The sequence below is a fragment of the Nocardioides sp. genome (assembly GCF_035481145.1).
Taxonomy (GTDB): Bacteria; Actinomycetota; Actinomycetes; order Propionibacteriales; family Nocardioidaceae; genus Nocardioides.
On the sequence record NZ_DATIHB010000001.1, the window covers coordinates 1 to 15,984 of the forward strand.

Annotated in this window: 14 protein-coding genes; 2 read left to right on the top strand and 12 right to left on the bottom strand. The window is 72.6% G+C overall.

The window, feature by feature from the left end; genetic code table 11:
* Positions 1-224 precede the first annotated feature (224 nt).
* The 8 genes from VLF38_RS00005 to VLF38_RS00040 are packed head-to-tail and all read right to left on the bottom strand — an operon-like array spanning position 225 to position 11,735.
* The gene (locus VLF38_RS00005) at positions 225-1,580 is read right to left on the bottom strand and encodes a glutamine synthetase family protein (RefSeq protein WP_325269241.1); all 1,356 of its coding nucleotides are present in this window, start codon (positions 1,578-1,580) and stop codon (positions 225-227) included.
* Positions 1,577-3,388, bottom strand: coding sequence for an IucA/IucC family protein (locus VLF38_RS00010; RefSeq protein ID WP_325269242.1), 1,812 nt, complete (start codon positions 3,386-3,388; stop codon positions 1,577-1,579). The genes VLF38_RS00005 and VLF38_RS00010 overlap by 4 nt, the downstream gene beginning before the upstream one ends.
* On the bottom strand, positions 3,366-4,670 hold the full coding sequence (locus tag VLF38_RS00015; protein WP_325269243.1) for an MFS transporter: 1,305 nt from the start codon (positions 4,668-4,670) through the stop codon (positions 3,366-3,368). The genes VLF38_RS00010 and VLF38_RS00015 overlap by 23 nt, the downstream gene beginning before the upstream one ends.
* Entirely contained in the window at positions 4,667-5,956 is a 1,290-nt protein-coding gene (locus VLF38_RS00020; protein WP_325269244.1) for a lysine N(6)-hydroxylase/L-ornithine N(5)-oxygenase family protein, read from the bottom strand. The genes VLF38_RS00015 and VLF38_RS00020 overlap by 4 nt, the downstream gene beginning before the upstream one ends.
* A gap of 1 nt (position 5,957) precedes the next feature.
* Positions 5,958-7,691 carry an IucA/IucC family protein gene (locus tag VLF38_RS00025; protein ID WP_325269245.1) on the bottom strand — a complete coding sequence of 578 codons (1,734 nt, stop codon included), beginning with the start codon at positions 7,689-7,691 and terminating at the stop codon, positions 5,958-5,960.
* Positions 7,688-9,076: a pyridoxal phosphate-dependent decarboxylase family protein gene (locus VLF38_RS00030; protein WP_325269246.1), complete on the bottom strand. Its 1,389-nt coding sequence runs from the start codon at positions 9,074-9,076 to the stop codon at positions 7,688-7,690. The genes VLF38_RS00025 and VLF38_RS00030 overlap by 4 nt, the downstream gene beginning before the upstream one ends.
* Positions 9,073-10,452: a diaminobutyrate--2-oxoglutarate transaminase family protein gene (locus VLF38_RS00035; protein ID WP_325269247.1), complete on the bottom strand. Its 1,380-nt coding sequence runs from the start codon at positions 10,450-10,452 to the stop codon at positions 9,073-9,075. Before VLF38_RS00035 ends, VLF38_RS00030 begins: the two co-directional genes overlap by 4 nt.
* A 14-nt stretch (positions 10,453-10,466) precedes the next feature.
* On the bottom strand, positions 10,467-11,735 hold the full coding sequence (locus VLF38_RS00040) for an alanine racemase (RefSeq protein ID WP_325269248.1): 1,269 nt from the start codon (positions 11,733-11,735) through the stop codon (positions 10,467-10,469).
* Positions 11,736-11,999: 264 nt separating this feature from the next.
* Between VLF38_RS00040 and VLF38_RS00045 the strand changes: the two genes are divergently transcribed.
* Positions 12,000-12,338 carry a hypothetical protein gene (locus VLF38_RS00045; protein WP_325269249.1) on the top strand — a complete coding sequence of 113 codons (339 nt, stop codon included), beginning with the start codon at positions 12,000-12,002 and terminating at the stop codon, positions 12,336-12,338.
* Here the strand turns inward: VLF38_RS00045 and VLF38_RS00050 are convergent.
* From VLF38_RS00050 to VLF38_RS00065, 4 genes are all read right to left on the bottom strand, one after another.
* Positions 12,331-13,773, bottom strand: coding sequence for an FAD-dependent monooxygenase (locus tag VLF38_RS00050; RefSeq protein ID WP_325269250.1), 1,443 nt, complete (start codon positions 13,771-13,773; stop codon positions 12,331-12,333). The genes VLF38_RS00045 and VLF38_RS00050 overlap by 8 nt on opposite strands.
* 146 nt (positions 13,774-13,919) lie before the next feature.
* Positions 13,920-14,351: a VOC family protein gene (locus VLF38_RS00055; RefSeq protein WP_325269251.1), complete on the bottom strand. Its 432-nt coding sequence runs from the start codon at positions 14,349-14,351 to the stop codon at positions 13,920-13,922.
* A 47-nt stretch (positions 14,352-14,398) separates the two neighbouring features.
* On the bottom strand, positions 14,399-14,872 hold the full coding sequence (locus tag VLF38_RS00060; RefSeq protein ID WP_325269252.1) for a hypothetical protein: 474 nt from the start codon (positions 14,870-14,872) through the stop codon (positions 14,399-14,401).
* Positions 14,869-15,477, bottom strand: coding sequence for a CDP-alcohol phosphatidyltransferase family protein (locus VLF38_RS00065; RefSeq protein WP_325269253.1), 609 nt, complete (start codon positions 15,475-15,477; stop codon positions 14,869-14,871). The genes VLF38_RS00060 and VLF38_RS00065 overlap by 4 nt, the downstream gene beginning before the upstream one ends.
* A gap of 157 nt (positions 15,478-15,634) precedes the next feature.
* Here VLF38_RS00065 and VLF38_RS00070 point away from each other — a divergent pair.
* On the top strand, positions 15,635-15,984 hold a 350-nt coding region (locus tag VLF38_RS00070), incomplete at its 3' end, for a hypothetical protein (protein ID WP_325269254.1).

Sequence of the window (15,984 nt, forward strand, 5' to 3'; positions counted from 1 at the left end):
CTCGTTCGCGCTCGCGCTGGTGGTCTCCTCTGCGGTGGAGCCGGTGGCGCAGGCCGAGAGACCGGTCGCGACGAACGCGAGGGCTGCGGCAGCCGCAGTCATGCGGAAGTTCATACGTTTACCTTAGTGAGTGACATTAGGGTTGCCTTACCTTAACCGGCTCGGCACCCGTGGTGTCCAGATGGTCGCGATGTGATCCATGTCGCCGCTACAGCTCGGCCTGCTCAGCGGCGCTCGAAGCCTCGCGCGCGCTCCCAGTCGGTGACGGAGTCGAGGAACGCCGCCCACTCCGCCCGAGCTGCAGCCACCAGCGCGTCGACGAGGTCGTCGCCGAGCCCCTTGCGTGCGGCCTCGCTCCCCTCCAGCAGCGTCGCTGCCTCGGCCAGGGTCTCGGGCAGCCGCGGCGCATCAGCCGTCGGTGCGCCACGCGTGGGTTCGGGGAGCTCGAGCCGGTGCTCGATGCCGTGCCGGAAGGCGAGCAGCACACCGGCCAGGGCGAGGTGCGGGTCGGCGTCCGCGCCTGGCACCCGGTGCTCGACGCGGAGCGACTCCCCCGAGCCCGCCAGCCGCAGCGCGGTGAGCCGGTTGTCGGGCCCCCACGCGGCCTGCACCGGCGCGAACGCACCCGGGCGGAGCCGCTTGAACGCGTTGACGGTCGGGGCGAAGAGCAGGGTCAGCTCCGGCATCAGGGCGAGCTGGCCGGCAAGCGCGTGGCGCAGCAGCTCCGACTCGCCCCACTGACCGTCGCCCACGAACGCCGAGGTCCCGTCCTCGCCACGCATGCTCACGTGGAAGTGGCACGAGCTGCCCTCGAACCGGTCGAACTTCGCCATGAAGGTCGCAGCCAGGCCCTCCTGCGCGGCGATCTGGCGGACCCCGGTCTTGTAGAACGCCGCACCGTCGGCGCAGGCCATCGCCTCGTCGTAGCGGAAGACGATCTCGTACTGCCCCGGCGCGCACTCGCCCCGCGCGGACTCCACGACCATCCCGGCCTGCTCGAACTCGCGGCGCACCCGACGGGCGAACGGCTCCAACCGGCCGAGTCCGTTCAGGGCGTAGTCGACGTTGCCGCGCGTGGTCGGGGTGAGGTCGTGCCAGTGCTTCCGTGCCGCCTCGGGGTAGTCCTCCTCGAAGACGCGGAACTCCAGCTCGAACCCGGCGTACGGCGTGAGGCCGAGCGCGCCGAGCGCCTCGATCTGGGTGCGCAGCGCCTGCCGGGGAGCGACCGTGACCGGCCGGCCGTCGGGGTGGCGGGCGTCGGCGATGGCGAGCACGGTGCCCTGGTCCCAGGGAAGCGGACGCAGGGTCGCCGGGTCCGGGACGAGCACCATGTCGCCGTAGCCGGTGCCGTCGGGGTCGAGCTCGGGAGCCGGGGCGACGACGTTCATGTCGAGGTCGGTGGTGAGCAGGTACGTGCACGCCCCAAAACCAGCACTGGAGCCGTCGACCATGACCTCGTCGATGAAGTGCCGGGAGCCGATCCGGGTGCCCTGGAGGCGGCCCATCAGGTCGGGCAGGGCGAGGATGACGTCGTGGACCTCGCCGGCGGCGACGGCCGCCCGCAGCTCGTCGGGGGTCATGCCTGCTCCCCCTTCTCGGCGGCGACGACGTGGAGCGGGTTCGGGATGTGGCCGTGCATCAGGTCCGGCTCGGCATCCCGCTCGGCACGGTCGTGGAAGCCGCCGCCGGTGAGCTGCTCGCGGTTGAGTGCGATCCGCTCGAACGTCGGCGCCAGCAGCCCGAGCTCGTCGAAGGCGTCGGCCAGGTCGGGATGGGCGTCCCGCCACGCCACGAGCTCGTCGCGCACCAGGGCCCAGAAGCGCTCCTGTGGTACGCCGAGATGCGTCTCGACCAGCGGAGCGAGGTAGCGGAAGTGGCCGGTGAGGATCGCGCTGATGATCGAGTGCGCCATCTCCGCGAGCGGCCAGCGGACCAGCACCGCGTCTGCTTCGGCGGGCAGGCCCGGGTAGTCGCGGCCGGGCAGCAGGGTGATGTCCTCGGCGAAGTCCTTCACCAGGATCCGGGTCGGCACGTCGTCCTCGAAGACCAGGATCGTGTTCTCGCCGTGCGGGCAGAAGGCCACGCCGTGGCGGGTCAGGCAGAGCAACAGGCCCGGGAAGAGCGAGCCGAAGAGCCGCGCCAGCCAGGCCTCGGGGTCGAGCCCGGACCGCTCGACCATGCCCGCGAGGAGAGACGCGCCGGCCGGGTCCAGGTGCAGCAGCGTCGCCAGCGACCGCGCCCGCTCCCCCACCTGCAGGTGCTGCTCGGCCGGCTCGCGCCAGACGGCGCCGAGCAGCTCGGCGTACCGGTAGGGGGCGTCGGGGACAGCCGTGTAGTGCGGGTGGCGGACGGTGACCGTCGCGACCTCGCGCAGGAACGCGATGCCAGTCTCCTGGAGCTCGGGATCGCTCGCCCAGAGCTCGCCGAGCCACTGGCTGGCGGCGGGCGCGGCCTGGGTGGCGTCGGCGCCGAGGCCCCGCCAGACCAGCGTGTTGCGCATCAGCATCGACGTCTTCACGTCGCGCTTGCCCTCCCCGACGGTGCTCCGCACGGACTGCACGGGGCGGTACGCCGTCTCGCCCTCACCCAGCCGGACCAGGCGGCCCGTCGCGACCTCGCCGGCGAAGAGCGTCTGCACGACCGCGCCCTCCTGGAAGGGGTGCACCGGGAACCACACGTAGTCGGCGGCGGCAGCCCCGAGCGGAGCGAGGGAAGCCTCGAAGGCGACGCGCTCCGACGGCGTGAGCTCGTCGCCCAGCAGGGTCGAGACCGGGAGCCCGGGCACGGCGGAGAAGACGCCGAGGTCGGGGTGGGCGGCGTACCAGACGAAGTGGATCGTGCCGTGCGCCTCGGGGGCGTAGCGGGCGAGGTCGGCGGCCGAGAGGCCGATGCGCCCCTTGTTGAGCACCAGCACCGGGTGTCCCGGGAGGTGCTGCTCGAGGGCGGCGTAGTCGAGGTCGAGCAGCTCCGCGACCGGGCGGCCACCGGCCAGCACCCGCGCCTCCGCCGCCTGGGTCGAGGTCGCCTCGCGGACGATCTCCGCCAGCGTCACGGCGTCGAAGCCGGCGGCCTCGCGGGCGTCGACGAAGAAGCGGACCAGGTCGTCGGCCGGCTCGCCATCGCGCAGGATGCTCGCCTCGTCGAGGTGCCAGGCGGTGAAGGCATCACGCTCCGCGCGGAAGGTGTACGCCGCCGTGCCCAGCGCGATCCGCCAGGCGCCGTCGGTTGCGTCCGCGAGCGGCGAGAGCAGCTGCTCGTGCGCGAGCTCGGCGAGGGCGCGGGCCACGAGCCGACGACCGGCCCGCGACCAGGCAGTGGCCGCGTCGAGCGAGGTGTCGAGCGAGCCGTCGAGCGGTGCGGGGCGTTCAGTGGACAGGGTCGAGGACATGCTCGGTCTCCTGGGTGGGGGAAGGGGTGGAAGGACGTGGGCGCTGCTCGCGATCCGGCATGGTGATGCGCGCCAGCGCGAGCAGGGCCGCAGCAGCGAGCAGCAGCACGGCCCCCGCGAGCAGCGGGGCACCGAGCCAGGCGCCGGCGACGGCGGTGGCGACGATCGGTGCGGCGAAGAGGGCAGCGGAGCGGCCGGTCTCGATGGCGCTGAAGGCAGCGCCGCCGGTGCCGATCCGGTCGAAGACCGCGAGGTCGAGCACGACGAGGAGGAGACCCGCGCCCGCGCCGAAGGCGAGTCGGCCAGCGAGCAGCGCGAGCTCGGCATCAGCAGCAGCGGCCAGTGCCTGAGCGAGGAGCCCACCGGCCCCGAGCAGGGCACCGACGACCGCCGTCGCGCGGCCGAGCCGGTCCATGAGGAACGAGGCGAACGGCAGCATCGCCAGCGACGCCACGGCCGGCGCCAGGAAGAGCCAGCCAGCGGCACTCGCATCGACGCCCTGACGCACCAGCAGCTCGACGAAGTACGGCCGCGGGACCGCGAGGGCGGCGTCGACCGCCACCACGGCGGCGACGAGGACGAGCCACGGCCGGAGCCGGCGCCACCGGGTCACCCCGGCGAGGTGCGGCTCTGCCGCAACCGTCGCGGCGGGGTGGTCGCCGGAGAGCGCATCGCCCGCGTCGACGCGTCGCCGCACGGGTTCAGCCGGCACCAGCGAGAGCACCGCGACGGCCAGCAGCACGTCGACGAGTGCGAAGGCAGCCAGTCCCCACCGCGGCTGGTCGAGCCCGACGATGCCGGCGCCGACCAGAGTGGCGAGGATCGCCGCCACATGGAAGACCGCCCAGAAGGTCACGACACCCGTACGACGATCGGTCGTGTCCGGGCGCTCGGTCACGGCGATCAGTGCCGGGTAGGCCAGCACGAGCACCGAACCGGAGGCGACGACACCGGCCGAGAAGCCGGCGAAGCTCCACCAGGTCGGAGCGAGTGCGAGCGACAGGTCGAAGACCGCACTCAGCAACAGGCCGGTGACCAGCAGCGTGCGCACCGGCCAGCGCAGGGCGGCGAGCCCCCACAACGGCAGGGCTGCCAGCCCGGCGACGCGGCAGATCGCCAGGTAGCTTCCGGTGGCGGCGAGCTCCTCGACACCGAAGAGGCGTCGGAAGAGCAGTGGCCAGTACGGCGTGAGCGCGGTCTCGGCGATCAACTGGAGCGCGACGACTCCCGCGAGCACCACCTGGGCGCGCCGGGCACCGGTGGAGCTCAGGGTGCTGCTCACGGTGCTCCGAAGGTGGTGAATGCGCCCTCGTTGGCCGGCAGCAGGTCACGTCCGGTGATCGCGGAGAGGATCGTGCCCGCCCGCCACGCACCGAGGCCGAGGTCGGGAGCACCGACGCCGTGGGTGTGCGCCTCGGCGTTCTGCACGAAGAGCGGGCCGAGGCCGTCTGCGGTGACGACGCGGTGGTCGAGCTCGACGCGGTAGCGACCGCGCTCGTCGAGCTCGAGCTGGTCGAGCAGCGGCTCGAGGAAGACCGGCCGGCGGGCGGCGTACCCGGTGGCGAGCACGACCGCGTCGGTCTCGACCCGGAAGCCACTCCCCTGCTGACCGTGTTCGCACTCGAGCACCAGCCCGTCACCGGCGGCCCGGGCAGCGGTGACGCCGACACCCGGCCTCAGCTCGGCCGCAACGCGACGCCCGTCGACGGTGCGCTCGTAGAGCAGGTCGTAGATCGCCGCGATCGTGTCGGCCGAGATGCCCTTGTAGAGCTGCCACTGCGACGGGACGAGCTGCTCGCGGGTCTGCTCCGGCAGGGAGTGGAAGTAGGCGGTGTAGTCGGGAGTGAAGTGCTCCAGGCCGAGCTTGGAGTACTCCATCGGCGCGAAGGCCTGCGTGCGGCTGAGCCACTGCAGCTTCGTGCCGGTCTCCGGCTGCGACTGCAGCAGGTCGAGGAAGACCTCGGCGCCCGACTGGCCCGAGCCGACGACGGTCACCGTGCCGGCCTCGTGGAGCAGCGGGCGGGAGTCGAGGTAGTCGGCGACGTGCACGACGTTCTTGCCCTTCAGGTCGCGGAAGGCCTCCGGGACGACCGGCTCGGTGCCGACACCGAGCACCACCGCCTTCGCGAGCAGCTCGGTCACCGCGCCAGTCGTCGCGTCCGCACACCTCACCCGGTACGCCGACTGCCCGACGTCCCAGGTCAGCGACTCGACACGGGTGCCGAAGCGCGCCGACGGCAGCGACTCGGCGACCCAGCGCAGGTAGGCGTCGTACTCCCGGCGCGGGACGAGGAAGCGCTCGGCGAAGTAGAACCGGAAGAGCCGGCCGCGCTCGCGCAGGTAGTTGAGGAACGACCAGCGGCTGGTCGGGTCGACCATCGTCACGAGGTCGGCGAGGAAGGGCACCTGCAGGGTCGCGCCCTCGAGCAGCAGGCCCGGGTGCCAGGAGAACGCCTCGCGCTGGTCGACGAAGACGGCGTCGAGGCCCTCGACGCCGTCGGCGAGGGCAGCCAGCGACAGCCCGAACGGGCCGAGGCCGACGCCGAGCAGGTCATGGACGTGGGACATGTCAGAGAACCTTCAGCGGGTTGGGGATGGCGACATAGACCGACTGGGTCTCCACGGGCGACTCGACCTCGTCGCGGCCGTCGACACCAGTGAGCAGGTTCGCCTTGGTGGGCAGGGTCTCCGCCTCGAGCAGGAGCCGGGCGACAGCCGACGGCGAGGAGGTGGCGAGGTGTTCGCGGAGCGAGTCACCGAGCACACGGAGCAGGACGGCCTCCGCCACACCACAGCCGCTGGCCACAGCGGCAACGACACCGAGCACGTGGTTGACGCCCACGTAGTAGGCGACCCGGTCGACGACAAGAGCATCGGGGAAGACGAGTGGCGCGTCCTCACCGACGGTCAGCAGCAGCTCGCGAAGCCGGTCGAGGGCCGACTCAGCGGCGTACCACCCCTGGTTGTCGCGGTACCAGCCGTGGATCGGCAGGCCGTCCTCACCGAGCTCGACCAGCATGTTCTGCAGGTGCGCCTCGAGACCGATGCCCCACGTGCCGTGGAGCCACAGCAGCGGCTCGATGACCACGTCGAGGTAGCGGGCGAACCACAGCTGCGCGGCCGAGGCCGGGTCCAGGTCGAACGCCGCCGCGGTCCGGCTGACCGCGTCCGCCACCGGCGGGCGGCAGAGGTCGGGCCGCGGGTCGAAGAGCGATCCGGCACAGCGCACGTCGGCGTCCGCGTCGAACGGGACCTCGCGCAGCACGGTCTCCAGGCCGACCGGTCCGTCTGCGTTGACGCCGAGCCAGCCGCGGTCCAGCACCAGCCCGAAGGTCGGGTACGCCGCGGCCAGCGCGGCGCCGAGGCCGGCGTCGACCAGCTCGGCGGTGTGGGCCGCGAGCAGGCCCTCGCCGCGGGTGTTCTCGCGCTTCGAGTTGGTGACCCGCAGGCCCATCGAGAGCTTGAGCTGCACGTCCGCGCCGGGGCGGCCGACGGTGCGCAGCGACGAGGTCGCCCACCAGGGGGCACCCGCGGGGCCGAGGTCGCGGAGCAGCCCTCGATCGAGCAGGTCGGCAGCCACGGCACGGTTGCGCAGGTCGGCGGCCTGCCACGGGTGTGCAGGCAGGAGCAGCCAGTCGGCAGGCACGCTGTCGGCGATCGGACCGGCGAGCTCGCGCATCAGGGCGGGCACGTCGCGTCCGGTGCCGCCCCAGGCAGCGACCGACGGGTCGGCGGCGTACCAGTGCACGCGGAAGGAGCCGCGCGCCTCTGGGGAGAACTGCGCGTCGAGCTCGTCGGCGAGGCCGTCGCGCGACTTCGTCATCGGGTGCCAGGGGTGCCCGGAGAGCAGGTCCTGCTCCCCGAGCAGCCACTGGGGAAGCTCCGGTGCGGCGTCCTCGAGGGCACGCGCAACGGCGTACCCCTCGAGGCGGCGGCCGGACTCGATGATCCGCTCGCGCGCCTCGGTGTGATCAGCACGCCCGGTGCGGGCGGCGGCCTCCCGGGTGAGGAGGTCGATGAGCTCGGCGTAGGCCAGCGGCACACCGTTGGGCCGGGCCACCGAGTCGATCGCGTGCGCCCCGGTCGGGGACACGCCTGCGATCCGCACCAGGACCGCGGTCCGGGCAGCAGGCAGGTCGACGACGAGCTCGCCGGCCTCGGTCACCGGTGTCTCGGTCTCCCGCAGCCACGCACGGACGAGGACGTCACGAGCGAGGCGCGCAGCGCCGATGCGAGCAACCTCGGCGGGGACAGCCGGCGCCACGGTCGACGCGGTGTGGGTGGCAGGGTCGACGACGGTCATCGGGCCAGCTCCACACGCCCGGCCTCGACGACGAGGTCGAGGACCCGGTCGACGTCTGCCTCGGTGGCCGCAGGGTTGAGCAGCGTGAGCTTGAGGCGCACGAGCCCCTCGTGCTCGGTGCGCCCCACGACGGCCTTGCCCGAGGCGAGAAGGGACCGGCGGAGGCGGCCGTTCTGCTCGCACGTCGCAGCGCCCTCGGCACCCACGTAGCGGAACACGACCGTGGACAGCACGGGGTCGCAGAGCAGCTCGAGCTCGGGGCGCGCCTTGACCGCGCCCGCGGCGTACTGCGCGAGGGCGAGGCAGTGGTCGACCTTCGCCCCCAGCCCCGTGCGACCCAGTGCGCGCAAGGTGACGGCGATCTTGAGGACGTCTGCGCGACGCGTGGTGCGCAGCGAGCGGCCGAGTAGGGAGGTGTAGCCCTCGTCCTCGTCGTCGAGCGGGTTGAGGTACGCCGCGCGGCGCGCCAGCGGGCCGAAGAGCGCGGGGTCGCGCGTCAGCAGGACACCCGCGGCCGCCGGCTGCCAGCCGAGCTTGTGCAGGTCGAGCGAGACCGTGTCGGCGAGCTCGATGCCGTCGACGAGGTGACGGTGGGTGTCGGAGAAGAGCAGCCCCCCGCCGTACGCCGCGTCGACGTGGAGCCAGCCACCGTGTGCGTGCACGAGGGCAGCGAGGTCGCGCAGCGGGTCGATCGAGCCGAAGTCGGTCGAGCCGGCGGTGGCTACCACGACCGGTCGCTCCCCCGCGGGAGCCTCGGCCAGCAGCCGTGCGAGCTCGGCGACGTCGATCCGCTGCTGGTCGTCCAGGCCGACCTTGACCACGGAGCCGAGGCCGAGCATGTGGGCGCCGCGGTCGGCCGAGAAGTGCGCGATCTCGGAGCTGTAGACGCGCACCGGCGCGGCGTCGGCGTCGCGCGCCAGGAAGAGCGCGGTGTAGGTGCTCGCGGTGCCACCCGTGGTGATGACGCCGGCTGCGTCGGGCAGACCACTGAGCTCGCCCAGGGCGGTCACGACGCGCTGCTCGAGAACGGTGGCGGCGGGTGCCTGGTCCCACGAGTCCATCGACTGGTTGAGTGCGCTCGCGACCAGGTCGGCGGCGACTGCCACGTCGAGCGGTGGACAGTGCAGGTGACCGGCACAGGCGGGGTCGCTCGGGTCGGCAGCGCCGGCGGATGTGACCCGGACCAACTCGGCGAGCGCCTCCTCCTCACCGACGCCGTCGGCCGGCAGGACGCTGCCGCCGAGCGCGGCGTCGACCGCGGCCTCGATCTCGGCCGGGGTGGCATTGGGCAGGGGCCCCCCGCGCTCCTTGCGGCCGAGCTCGAGGGCGGACAACGCAGTGGCGACGAGCGACTCCAGGGGCAGGTCAGTCGCGGGGGTGCTCATGCGGCCACCGCCCGCTCCGCCGCGGCGATCGAGTCGGCGAGGCGCTCGAGGACGGTCTCGACCTCCTCGTCGGTGATGACCAGCGGGGGCAGCAGGCGCACGACGGCGTCGTGGCGACCGCCGAGCTCGACGATCAGGCCGCGCGAGAGCGCCTCCTTGCGGATCCGCAGGGCGAGGCTCGGGTCTGCCGGACGCGAGCCGGCGGCGTCGGGCGCGCTGCCCGGCTCGACGATCTCGACGCCGAGCATCAGCCCACGGCCGCGGACGTCGCCGATGCAGGAGTGGTGGGCGGCGAGCTCGGTCAGGCGGGCGACGATGCGGTCGCCGACCTCGGCGGCGCGGAGCTGGAGCTGGTTCTCGCGGACGTGGCGGAGGGTGGCGGCACCGGCGGCCATCGCCAGCGTCGTGCCACGGAAGGTGCCAGCGTGCGCACCCGGCTGCCATTCGTCCAGGTGGTCGGAGTAGACGACGACAGCCAGCGGCAGCGTGCCACCGATCGCCTTGGAGAGGACCATGACGTCGGGCTCGACCTCGGCGCCCTGGCAGGCCCAGAAGGTGCCGGTGCGACCGACACCGGTCTGCACCTCGTCGACGATGAGCGGGATGTCGCGGTCCGCGGTGATCTTCCGCATCTGGCGGACCCACTCGTGCGAGGCGGGGATCACGCCACCCTCGCCCTGGACGACCTCGAAGATCATGCCGGCGGGCTCGAGGATGCCGCCGTTGGGGTCGTCGAGCAACCGCTCGACGTACGCCGCGGAGAGGTCGCCGGTGCGGCCGTTGCCGACGCCGAACGGGCAGCGGTAGTCGTAGGGGAACGGCAGGCGGACACCCTCGGCGGCGACACCGGCCATCGGAGTCTTGGCGGAGACACCTCCGCTGATCGCGAGCGCACCGGCGGTCATGCCGTGGTAGGCGCCGGTGAAGGAGAGCACCGGCTGGCGGCCGGTCGCGGTGCGGGTCAGCTTGAGCGCGGCCTCGACGGCGTCGGTGCCGGCCGGGCCGCAGAACTGGATCCGGCCCTTCTCCTGCAGCGAGCGCGGGAGGGTCTGGAAGAGCTCGTCGGTGAACTCGTCCTTCTGCGGCGTCGCGATGTCGAGGCTGTGCCAGGGCGCGCCCGAGTCGATGACGTTGCGGACTGCCTCGACCACGACCGGGTGGTTGTGCCCGAGCGCCAGGGTGCCGGCACCCGAGAGGCAGTCGAGGTAGGTGCGGCCGTCGGCACCGCGGACCGTCATGCCGCTCGCCTCGACCGGCACCATCTGGAGGCTGCGGGCGTAGGTGCGGGCCGACGACTCGCGGGCGGCCTGGCGCGCGATGACGCCGTCGCGGTCGGGCAGGCGGGACGAGCTCTGCTGCTGTGCGGGGATGGTCATGACTGCTCTCCGGTTCAGGGAAGGGACGGCGCCGGCACACCGGCGGGGAGGAAGGTGCGGGTGGGGGCTGGATGGCCGAGGAAGTCGCGGAGCGCGAACTCGTAGCCGTAGGCGCCGGCCTGCGGGAAGACGAGGACGTCGCCCACGCGGACGCGGTCGAGGTGGACGTCGCGGACCAGGACGTCCTCGGGGGTGCAGAGCTCTCCGCTGACGGTGACGGTGACGTCGGTGCGCTCGGGGCGCGCGAACGCCTCGTCCCACTCCTCGACGGGCAGGACCGTCATCGGGAGCGGGAAGTCCTCGGTGGCGGGGAGGCAGTAGCCGTTGATGCCGCCCCGGACCAGCACGAAGGCGCCGTCGTGGCTCTCCTTGAGGTCGACGACCTCGGCGGCGTACCAGCCGCAATCGGCCGCCAGCCAGCGACCGGGCTCGAGCACGACCTCGACGCCAGCGGGCGGAGTGAGGCGGTGCAGCTCCTCGGAGAGCACCGCGAGGTCGAGCGGCGCTGTGCCGTCGTAGGAGACACCGAGCCCGCCGCCAGCGTCGACCCAGCGGAGTTCGACCCCGGTCTCCCGGGCGGTCTCCATCGACCACTCCAGCACCCATCCGACGTACGCCGCGTGGGCGCGGGCGTCGCGGTTGCCGGAGACGGCGTGCATGTGGAAGCCGACGAGGTCGATGCCCTCCAGCCCCTGTGCGACGGCGATCGCAGCGGGAGCGTCGCGCTCCGGGATGCCGAACGCCGAACTGCGACCGCCCATCGCGAGCGTGCCGGTGACCCCGACCCGCGCCGGGTTGACCCGGAGTGCAACAGGGATCCGCTGGCCGCGCTGCCGCGCCAGTGCGTCGAGACGGTAGAGCTCGGTGACGCTCTCGGCGTGCACCACCGAGACGCCGTGGTCGAGCAGGTCGCCCAGGAGGGCCGGGTGCTTGGCCGGGCCGGCTGCGGCGAGCGGCCGACCGGCCGGCAGCAGGCCGGCCGCGAGCTCGGCTTCACTCGTCGAGGCGACCTCCAGCCCGTCCACACCACCCTCGGACAGCAGCGCCTCGACGACCAGCGCTGCCCCGTTGGCCTTCACCGCGTAGAGCAGCGTCGCCCAGTCCGGCAGCGCGGCCCGGAGCTGGCGGGCACGCTCCGCCGCGACGGCCGGGTCGAAGACGTAGCCGCTCACGGGACCGTTCTGGCGGTGCGCGAGGACGGCGGCGGCCACGTCGGTGCGCAGTGAGCCGACAGGGAGGGCACAGCCGAGCGGGGTGCCCGCTGCCGAGGCCGGATTCAGCATGAGTCTCCTTAGGTAAGGGTTACCTAAGGAGCACTTTTCAGGTTGACCTAAAGCGAGGTCAAGTCGACAGCGCCGCTCGCCGATGTGACCCGTGCCGCACCGCCGCCGGGCGAACCGGACGAAACCGGAGGTAGCTCCCGCCGCGCCCGGCGGAGGAGCCATCCAGACAGAAGGGGCGTACTGTCGAAGAAGAAGACCCTTTCTTCACTCACCAACTAAAGACCCTTCTCTCACTCAGCGGGGCCGATCCGGATGGAGGCTCCTGTGAGCACAAGCACTGACACGCGCGGAGAAGGTCGACATACCAGGCCCACCCAGGGACTCGTCGTTCGCCCGGACGGACTGGTCGAGGTCACGTTCCTCGACCTCGACTGCGGCATGCTGATCGGCGGTGAGTTCCGCGGCGTCGACTGGCGGGCCTGCCTCGAGCGGTCGTCCGCCCTCGACAACGTGCCGGCGAGCACCTTCGCCCGCACCCTCGGCTGGGACGGCGCCGACAACCTGCGCGGCATCGCGGTCTTCTTCGGCGGCATCGACAACCCCGACCTCCCGGGCAAGGTGCTTGCTGCCGCTGTCCGGATGTGGGACGTCGTCCTCAACTGAGGACGGCACCGCCTCCGCACCACCGCGCGACAGCCTCGTCGAGGCCCGCGTCCGACCCCTGCCCCACCCACGCCACGTGGCCGTCGGGGCGGATCAGCACGGCGGTCGGCGCCGGCACCGCGCCCACGACCGGCAGCACCCACTCCCCGTCGTACGCCGCGTGGTGGCTGCTGATGCCCGGCCGCGTCGCCAGCCCCTGGCCCAGGTCGAGCAGCACGGGCCGTGCCTCGCGCAGCAGCTCGTAGACCCGCACCTCTCCCCCATCGACGACCAGATCGAGGTCCGGCATCCGGCGTCCGAGCAGCGGATGTCCCTCTCCCAGGTCGTAGGCGGCGTCGAGCCCTGACAGCAGGCCGGCCATCCGTGTGCGTGCCTCCTCAGCCTCCATCAGCTCGGCGAACACGCTCCGCATCGCGTCGGTCCGTCGGTCGCGGCGCTGCAGCCAAGCCTGGGTCATCACGTTGTCGAGCACCCGCTCGGTCGCGGGGTGCCGCTCGGCCTGGTAGCTGTCGAGCAGCGTGTCGGGTGACTGGCCGCGCACGACCTGCGCGAGCTTCCACCCGAGGTTGACCGCGTCGGCGACGCCGAGACCGATGCCTTGCCCGGCCACCGGCGGGTGCGTGTGGGCGGCGTCGCCGGCGATCAGCACCCTGCCGTTGCGGTACGAGACCGCCTGATGCGTGGCGTCGGTGAACCGCGACAGCGACGTCGGGTCTTGGGCGCCGAAGTCGGTGCCGTGGGCCGCGCGCAGTGCGGCACGGAGGTCGTCCAGGGTCGGGTCCTCCATGCCGACGTGCGGCTCGGTCACGACGAAGCGTGCGGTCCTCCCGTCGGCATCCGCGTCGATCGCGTGGATGCCGAGCTCGTCGAGGCGGAAGCCTGTCTCCGCCGGCTCGGTGATCGCGACCTCCGCGATCAGGTGGCTGCGGGTCGGCTCCGCGCCCACGAAGTCGATGCCCGCCGCCTTGCGGACCACGCTCCTACCGCCGTCGGTGCCGACGAGGTAGCCGGTGTGGGTCGTGCCGGCGCTCGTCTCGACGAGGACGCCGTCGTCGTCCTGCGCGAACCCGTGGACCTCCACCCCACGGGTCACCTCGACACCCAGCTCGGCCGCCCATTCCAGCAGGATCCGCTCCACCTCCACCTGCGGGATCCCCACGGTGTAGGCATGCCGGCTCGGCAACGCGGCCACGTCGAGCGGCGTGCTGCCGAAGCCCAGTACCTGCGCTGTCATGCCGGCCTCGAGGAACCGCTCCGCGATCCCTCGCTGGTCGAGGAGCTCCACCGTCCGCCCGTGGAACCCACGCGCCCGCGAGCCCACCAGCTCGGTCGTCGTACGCCGCTCCAGGACAGCCACGTCCACGCCGGCCAGGGCCAGCTCGCCGGCCAGCATCAGCCCGGTCGGCCCGGCTCCCACGATCGTCACGTCCGCCATCTGTGCCCCCTTGTCGTTCTGCCCTCCCGAGGCAGAGCGAGCAGTGTGGGGCATCGAGGGGGCCTTGTTTCAAGACCCCCTCCCGGCTATACCTTGGAAGTGGCAAGGAGCTCCGGCTCCTTGCCTTCGTCGTTTCCGACGCGACGTCAGACCCGCTGCGCCAGGCCGATGACGAACCCACCCGGCCCGCGCAGGTAGCAGAGCCGGTAGACGTCCTCGTAGTCGCCGACCTGTCCGACGAGGTGCCCGCCGAGCGGGCCGAGCCGGTCGAGCGTGGCGTCGATGTCCTCGACCTCGAACATCACCCGGTGGAAGCCGATCGTGTTCGGAGCAAGCGGCTCCCCCGCGATCGGTGCCGGGGACGCGTACGCCGTGAGCTCGACGCGGCCACTGCCGTCCGGCGTACGCATCATCGCGATCTCGGTCCGCACGCCGTCGAGGCCGGTGCACTGGTCGGCCACCGCCGCCTCGATGTGCATCCGGCCCTCAAGCTCGAGACCGAGCTCGGCGAAGAACGCGATCGCCGCATCGAGGTCGGCCACCACGATCGCGACGTTGTCCATGCGGAGCGTTGCCATGGACTCGATGCTGCCACGTCCGGTCTTCCTGCGCGCTGCCCAGCTGCTCAGGCGAGCGCCCACGCGGTCGGCACAGCGACGACGGCGAAACGAGCCAGCCGTCCGACGAAGCAGGCGATTCCGAACGCGACGCGCGTCTGAGCGGAGGCTCCAGCGGCGAGGGCGACGACCGCCAACGGTGGGAGGCCGACGCTCGAGGAGACGAGCACGAGCGGGACGCCGGTCCGCGGGCGGTCGAGCACACCGCGGACGCGCTCGGTCCACCGGTTCGACCCGTGCCGGGCGCGCCGCGCGAACCGGGCGAGCCGGGCGAGCCGGGCGCTCCCCCGCCGTGCCGCCTCGAAGAGGAGCAGCTTGCCCGTGGTCTGCCCGAGCGCGAGCGCGAGAGCCACGAACGCCGCCACGGCGACCGGCTCCCGCGTGCCGCTGACCACGGCGTACGCCTCCGCGTTGAGGATCGGCACGATCGCGGACCCGAAGCCGAAGCCGATCGCAGCCGCGACGACGAGCAGGGCACTCAACCCCGGCTCCCCTCGACGAGCTCGACGACACGGGCCAGCGACCAGACCTTCACTGCACCGATCACGACGACACACGCCAAGGCGGCGTCGTACTGCCCGAGTGCCAGCGCTCCGATCACACCGGCGGTGTTGGCCGCCTTCGCGGCAGGCGACCAGTTGAGCATCCAGACCGTGCGATCGACGACGTGGAAGTGGTTGGGGCTGAGCACCGGCCAGCAGAGGAAGGCCAGCGACAGCATCGTGTCGAGCACCATGAACGAGAGCAGGAACGCGGTCACCGGCACCAGCGCCTGCGGGTCGATGACGACGAGCGCGCAGGCAGCGACCGCCGTGCACGCCCGGTCGCTGATGATGTCAAAGGCCGCGCCGGCGCGGGTCTCCTGCCCGAGCCGGCGGGCGGTCCAGCCGTCGGCCATGTCCCCTATCCAGTAGACCGCGTACGCCGCGAGGAGCAGGTAGACGTCGGCGTGGGTGAGCGCGGCCAGACCGAGTACGACGGCGACGGCGGTTCGCACGAGGGTCACCGCGTTCGGGACAGTGAGGAAGGGGCCGGGGTGCGCGATGGCTGCCGGTGCCAGCGGTTGGAGCGTGTCATGAGTGGTCATGGCCCGACGCTGGCCCGCGGGCAGTCGTCAGCGGATCCTCCGGGGGCACCGACCTCCTGCGGTGCATCGGGCCGCGGTACGAGGCCAGCTGGTACCCAGGTACCGCCTTCGCCGCGTGCCGCAGACGCCGACGCCTCCCGTCCTCGACAATGCGGAGGTGAAGATCCCGAGGCCGCGCTGGCACCTGCCACCCACGATCCCCCGGCCCGTCCTCTACGCCGGAGCCGCTGCGCTGCTCGCCCTCTGCGCAGGCTATGGCTCGAACAGCACGGACTTCTGGTTCTTCGTCTGGATCTGGCTCACCGCACCGATCGCCATCATCGTCGGCCTCCTGCTGCCTCGGTGGCGCGCGGGGATCCTGGCCGCAGGTGCGGCCCTGCTGACCGTCTTCACGACCGTCGACTCGGTCTACCTCGCCACGGCCGTCGGTCCGCTGGTCTTCCTCTCACTGGTCGAGGACCGCTCAGCCCATCCGAGGCTCGGGCTGCTGGCGGCGCTCGCCGGATG

What these genes read in the sequence shown, in the direction of transcription:
- VLF38_RS00050 (WP_325269250.1), bottom strand. Translation starts at nt 13,773, where the DNA reads ATGGCGGACGTGACGATCGTGGGAGCCGGGCCGACCGGGCTGATGCTG.
- VLF38_RS00035 (WP_325269247.1), bottom strand. Translation starts at nt 10,452, where the DNA reads ATGACCATCCCCGCACAGCAGCAGAGCTCGTCCCGCCTGCCCGACCGC.
- VLF38_RS00020 (WP_325269244.1), bottom strand. Translation starts at nt 5,956, where the DNA reads ATGTCCCACGTCCATGACCTGCTCGGCGTCGGCCTCGGCCCGTTCGGG.
- VLF38_RS00005 (WP_325269241.1), bottom strand. Translation starts at nt 1,580, where the DNA reads ATGACCCCCGACGAGCTGCGGGCGGCCGTCGCCGCCGGCGAGGTCCAC.
- VLF38_RS00010 (WP_325269242.1), bottom strand. Translation starts at nt 3,388, where the DNA reads ATGTCCTCGACCCTGTCCACTGAACGCCCCGCACCGCTCGACGGCTCG.
- VLF38_RS00065 (WP_325269253.1), bottom strand. Translation starts at nt 15,477, where the DNA reads ATGACCACTCATGACACGCTCCAACCGCTGGCACCGGCAGCCATCGCG.
- VLF38_RS00040 (WP_325269248.1), bottom strand. Translation starts at nt 11,735, where the DNA reads ATGCTGAATCCGGCCTCGGCAGCGGGCACCCCGCTCGGCTGTGCCCTC.
- VLF38_RS00025 (WP_325269245.1), bottom strand. Translation starts at nt 7,691, where the DNA reads ATGACCGTCGTCGACCCTGCCACCCACACCGCGTCGACCGTGGCGCCG.
- VLF38_RS00030 (WP_325269246.1), bottom strand. Translation starts at nt 9,076, where the DNA reads ATGAGCACCCCCGCGACTGACCTGCCCCTGGAGTCGCTCGTCGCCACT.
- VLF38_RS00055 (WP_325269251.1), bottom strand. Translation starts at nt 14,351, where the DNA reads ATGGCAACGCTCCGCATGGACAACGTCGCGATCGTGGTGGCCGACCTC.